The organism is Nonomuraea sp. NPDC048916 (genome assembly GCF_040649575.1).
GTDB lineage: Bacteria > Actinomycetota > Actinomycetes > Streptosporangiales > Streptosporangiaceae > Nonomuraea.
In genome coordinates, this window is the sequence record NZ_JBEZFS010000131.1 from 1 (window position 1) to 962 (window position 962).

A 962-nucleotide genomic window follows, 5' to 3' on the forward strand; every position below is an offset into this window, starting at 1 on the left:
AGGCCGTGGGTGTGGCGGTGGTGGGCCAGGGCGTCCAGGAAGGTGTTGGCGGCTGCGTAGTTGGCCTGGCCGGGGCTGCCGGTCAGGCCGGCGATCGAGGAGAACAGTACGAACGCGGACAGTGGTAGGTCTTGTGTGAGCTGGTGCAGGTGCCAGGCGGCGTCCACTTTTGGTCGTAGCACCGTGTTCAGTTGTTGTGGGGTGAGGCTGGTGAGTGTGGCGTCTTGCAGTACTCCGGCGGTGTGGATCACTGCCGTGAGTGGATGGCTGGCCGGGATCGCCGTCAGCAGTTCGGTCAGTGTTTCCGGGTCGGAGGTGTCGCAGGCGGTGATGGTCACCTGCGGTCCGGTGGTGGTGATCTGTTCGCGTAGTTGGTGGGCGCCGGGGGCGTCGAGGCCGTGGCGGCTGGTGAGCAGGAGGTGGCTGGCTGGATAGCGTTCGGCCAGGTGGCGGGCTACCAGTGCGCCGAGCGCGCCGGTGCCGCCGGTGATCAGCACGGTGTGGTGGTTGAAGTCCGGTTCCGGTGCGGTGCTTGCGCGGGCGCGGGCCAGGCGAGGGGCGTAGGTCTGGCCGCCGCGGATGGCCATCTCGGGCCATCGGCCGGCCAGGGCCGCACCCAGCATTGCACGCGAGGCGGGATCCTGGTCGACGTCCACTATCGCGAACCGGCCGGGGTGTTCCGCCTGCGCCGACCGCACCAGTCCCCAGAGGGTGGATCCCGCGAGATCGGTGACGTCTCCGTCCACGGCGACCGCGCCATGGGTGACGAAGACCAGCCGCGCCGAGGCCGGCAGATCCTCGGCCAGGAACTCCTGAAGCAGCGCCAGCCCGCGCGCGACGGTGTCATGGGCCCGCCCGGGCACCTCTCCTGATGCGACAGGATCACCGGGGAAGGCCACCACGACCTCGTCCGGCACCGCGGCGCCCGATGCCACCGCACGCCGGAGCGCCGCCAGGTCCGG

1 protein-coding gene is annotated in these 962 nt (G+C 70.4%); it reads right to left on the reverse strand.

The window, feature by feature from the left end; translation table 11 throughout:
- On the reverse strand, window positions 1-935 hold a 935-nt coding region (locus AB0C16_RS40080; protein WP_357691381.1), incomplete at its 3' end, for a beta-ketoacyl reductase.
- Window positions 936-962: the final 27 nt, after the last annotated feature.